At 64.5% G+C, this 4,552-nt stretch carries 4 protein-coding genes; all 4 read right to left on the reverse strand.

Annotation, left to right across the window (positions count from 1 at the left end; translation table 11 throughout):
* On the reverse strand, positions 1-740 hold a 740-nt coding region (locus VFV09_12740; GenBank protein ID HEU4868580.1), incomplete at its 3' end, for a glycosyltransferase.
* 34 nt (positions 741-774) lie between these two features.
* Positions 775-2,001, reverse strand: a complete 1,227-nt coding sequence (locus tag VFV09_12745) for a hypothetical protein (GenBank protein ID HEU4868581.1) — start codon at positions 1,999-2,001, stop codon at positions 775-777.
* A gap of 171 nt (positions 2,002-2,172) precedes the next feature.
* Positions 2,173-3,264 (reverse strand): glycosyltransferase family 1 protein, encoded by a 1,092-nt coding sequence (locus VFV09_12750; protein HEU4868582.1) that lies wholly within the window; start codon positions 3,262-3,264, stop codon positions 2,173-2,175.
* The coding region (locus VFV09_12755) for an FkbM family methyltransferase (GenBank protein ID HEU4868583.1) at positions 3,265-4,552 on the reverse strand (1,288 nt) is incomplete at its 5' end. It lies immediately after the preceding gene.

The raw sequence follows: 4,552 nt of genomic DNA on the forward strand, positions 1-4,552 counted from the left end.
GCCGAGGCGTAAGCAAGGGGCAGGTCGCTGGGTTGAGCGAAACCGTTGCTGGTAACGCCTTCCGCTTCTGCTAAAGCCTCAGCGAGCGGTCCGCTGCCGAATATCTCTAGCTCCCACGGGTCGTCGCAGGTGCTTCGATACTGTGCGTATGCCCGGGCCAGGACGTCTATCCCCTTTTCCGGTACCAGCCGGCCCACAAACAGAAACGACCGCTTGCGTACCGCGTCCGGGTGTGCCCGGAGAAAGCGGGGCAGGTCACAGGAGTAGGCGCCCCACCAAATCCGATCTTCGGCAAATCCCAGCTTCTTTGCGAAGACCTCCTGGTTTCTGCCCGGCAGAAAGGCCACATCGAAAAAGGGGTGCAGGTAGAACCTCGAGGTGAGTACCCCCAGCCACTGCTTCGGAGTGCCAAGCCATTGGTTATCGAGCAGCACCACCCTCAGGCACCGATCGGCCACGGCCCGAGCGACCCGCCGGTAGGGAGTGAGCTGCCAGCCGCTGACCATAATTACGTCCGGGTCGAACTCCTCGATCGCCTCCAACGCCTCTTCCGCCGACGGCAGCTCAGGCCATGTCTTGACCTCAGCCGAAGTCGGAGTCACCTCGTCGAGGGCGAAGGGAGCCCTGCTGTCGGGGGCCACCCGCAGAAGAAGTACCTCCACGCCGGGGGAAGAGGCCAAAGCTTCGATGCATGCGGCGAAGAATCCGGGAATCGTCGTAACCAGGAAGGCGATTTTCATCCAGGCGAAGGGTACACGAGCCCTCCGGCCGTCATTAGCCCGGCGCGGGCCCCACCGTCTGATGGGGAACCGACTTCGACTCTCTCAAGGCGGAACGGAACTGCCAGATGAGGCCGGCGGCGGTTATGGCGTTGGCGAGGGCGAGCCCCCACGACCCGCCGGTAGCTCCTCCCAGCACCGCGCCGGCCGCTGCCAGGGCGATGGTGAAGGGGGCAACGACCAGGCTGATCACGAGCAGTCGATGGACCGACGGGATCGCCCGCAGGCCGACTGCCGGACCGACTACTACCCCAGCGGTCACGGCAAGCATAATCATGGCCGGCAGCAGGACTTGAGTGCCCGCCCAGTTCTCGTTCAACAGAGCCACCCCCCACTCGGTGGGTAGAAGCAGCAGCACAATCCCCAGCCCCAGACCGCCACCAGCCAGCAACGTGCTCAACCATACGGTGGCAGGGACGAACCTGGCGGGGTTGTCACGCTTCAGCCGGACACACTCACCGACGGCGAACGGGACCACTCCTTGAATCAAAGCGTAAAGCGGTCCAAAAAGCAGCAGCCCCGCTCTGATGTAGCCGACAGCGGCCAGCCCGGCGATAGCTCCAACGGCGAACAGCGCAGCTTGTGAGGCGACTCCGCGGGCGATCAAATCCCCGCTCATCACCGCGCCGATTACCTTGTTGTCCCGCACCCAGCTCCGCGCCCGATCCGGCCTCGGCGCACAGCCGGCCTGTACCGCTCCCGCCACAGCCGCCGCTGATGCGGCGACGCCCCAGGAAAGGATCGCCCAGGTAATCGTCACATTGCCGAGCACCGCAACCCCGATCAGCAGAACGCACTGAATCACCGCCCAAATCAGGTCGTTGGCGGCCGCGCGGGCGGGTCTTCCCTGGGCGAAAAAAGCAAAGCGCCAGGCGTCCTGCACCAAAAGAGCCGGCAGGATCAATGCCATAAGCATCAACGATGTCTTGAGTTCGCCGACCGCGAAGAGACTGGAGATCAAGATGCCGGCGGCCGCCATCAGCGATAGGACCAGCGCAAATCCTGCCGAGGAACCGGCTGCAACCCTCCACTCCTTCTCTTCGGCCGATGCAAAGCGGATGGCCATCGGCTCCGAAGCCTGGGCCCGCGAGAGGCTAAGGATCAGTTGATAGGTGACCAGTGCTACCCCGAAAGCCCCGAAGGACCGGGGGCTCAGCGAACGGACGAGGACGAAGGACAGTAGGAAGTTGGAGCCGCTCGACAGGACCTGATCAAGGACCACCCACCGTCCCCTCGACAAAAACCCCAGCAATATCTCTTTCCCTACTGGACCCGTACGGTCGGCCGACGAGCGTACCGGCAACGGCGGGACTCGAAGCCGTCGTCGGGCTTGGGAGGATTCGAAAAAGGGTGGAACATAGGGGCCGATACTAGTCGTCGGCATCCCGGCGGGTTAGCCCTGCCGAGCCTCAACCAGCACCTCGCGTGTGTTTTCAGCCGTTTTTCTCCACGTCCACAAGGTAGCTCTGTCGAAGGCTCGCTCCACTCGTAGGCGGGTCCCGGGCGAGTCATCGAGCGCGGCGGCGACCTGGTTCCCGAACTCCTCAGGAGTCAGGTTCGAATACCAGGCGCAGTCGCCGGCCACCTCCACCACAGCCGGATCCCGCCAGGTAACCACCGGCACTCTAAGCCTCATCGCCTCCAGAACCGGCAGGCCGAAGCCCTCGAACGAGGACGGGAACAAGACCACGCCCGCCGAAGCAAACAGCTGCCAGTAGTCCGCCTCCGCCAGGAACGGCTGAACCACCACCAGGTCGGCGATTCCCAGCTCACGCGCCAGCGAAGTGATCCGGGGCTCGTCGCCGGCACCCACTCCCACCACGTGAAGCCGGCGGTTCAGGCCTGGCTGAAGGTTCTTCAGCGCGGCCCAGGACCTGATGGCGAAGTCGGGCCTCTTGTTGGCCCAGCGGGCGAAGGCTATGCCGTGGCCGTTCTCAGTCCCCGGTTTGGTCTCGGGAACGTGGTCGGACCCAAGATAAATCGTTCGGGTTTTCGGGCTCGTGAACGGGTAGTGGGACCTCAGATCGTCCCTCGTGCGGTCGGAGTCGGCTATGAGCCTCGCCGACCGGCGCAAGCCGCTTTCCCACGACTGCCGGCGGTACCAATTCTGTGAGCTGCTGAAGTCCTCGGGCCGGAAGATGTGCCTGAGGTCGTGGACGACGGCGACAACCGGGATACCGAGAGTGACCCTAGGGACAACCGGGGTTGTGCACAAAAGCACGTCAGGTCGGCAGCGAAGCATCCGGAGAGGCAGCACCGTTTGTTGAACCGCGATCCGCGCCAGCGGGCCCGAGGAGCCCGTTAGGTGGACCTTGCCCATATCGCCGAGCCGGTCGGCGATGCCCTCCGACAGGTCGGAGGTCCCCTCCAGGATCCACTCGTCGTCGAAGCCGGCGTCCCGCCACCCCTTCACCAGGCCGAGGACATAGGTGACGATTCCGGCGCCGCCCTGTACGGCGCCCGTGGCATCCACGTGAAGCAGCAATCAGCTATCTCGGCTGGGAGTAAAGCGGGCGACCCACAGGGTTATCGGCCGCTTCTGGTCCAGCGCCGGAAATGGCGGCTGGCCCACCTCTGCTTTGGAGATCTCGCGCCAGGAGACTCGAGTCCCGCGGCGGGCGAAGAAGTGCTCCTCCGATGCCCCCAGGTCGCCCAGGGTGATCAGCTCGTCCAGGAAGGGGTTGTATCCAAGCGGGCAGGTCACCAGCAGCTCGCCGCCCTCCTTGAGAGCCCCCCTTAGCCTGCTTAGAGCGAGCAGGACCTTGTTCGGGTCCTTCGGGTCCTCGTCCCAGCCGACGTGCTCCAGAGTGGAGATGGAGAAGATAAATCCATAGGATCCGGAGGCTTCCAGATCGACCACGTCGATGTTGCGAACCCCGGGAACCTCCTCGTATTTGTCGACCACCTCGTGGTCGACCTTGAGGTAGTGGGAGAGTACGTTGCCTATCTCGAGGACCGGCTTCTCGCAGTTCTGAAGGGCATCCTTGACGATCGCAAGCTCGACGGCCCGTTCGTTGCGCCACGTCTCGTTGTAGTGGTGGATGACGTAAGGCAGGTGCCGGCCCGAAATCTCAAAGGTCCTGGAACGGAGGAGGAGTTTCTGCGCCGGATACACGAGATAGCTGCCGAGCCGGGCGGCCGCCTTACCAACCGTCCTCGCACCCCCTTGCTCCCGAAGGCAGGCTCGGCTGCGAGCAGCTACGCGCCTCAGCTCGCTTACCGATGACGGCGATCCCTCCCGGTGAACGCCCAACCGCATCGAGGCGGCTTCCGGATCGGGCACCAGTATGGCGTTGTGCCCCTTGAATGCGGCAAGCGAGGCCGGCTCGACAGTTCTCGATCCGGGAACGTATGCGATGCACGAGTAGCCGGCGGTAGCGGCGAACTCCTCCAGGCTCTCTACGTCGTTCACCTCGACAATCAGGGCCGGCCGGTGCCGGCGGATGAGCTCTGCGGCGCCCTCCAGAACGTCGGTTTCCCAACCTTCGACGTCCACCTTGATCAGCGCGACCCGCTCGAGCGCATGTTCGGCGGCCAGTCGATCCAGCGTGTCGACGGAGACGGCTTCGGTGGAGTCGCGGGATTCGGACTCAACGAGCGAGTTCATCGCGTCCAGTCCGACCGTGAGCCGGCCGGGCCCGGCCGTTCTGCCGGCCGCCTGCTTCAGCAGGGTCACCCGAGTCTCCAGCCGGTTGAGCCGCACATTCTCCGACGCCCTCGTCCACGCCTGGCTCGACGGCTCCAGGGCGAGGACACGCTCGTCCGGCACCGAC

The sequence above is a fragment of the Actinomycetota bacterium genome, assembly GCA_035759705.1.
Lineage (GTDB): Bacteria > Actinomycetota > CADDZG01 > JAHWKV01 > JAHWKV01 > JAJCYE01.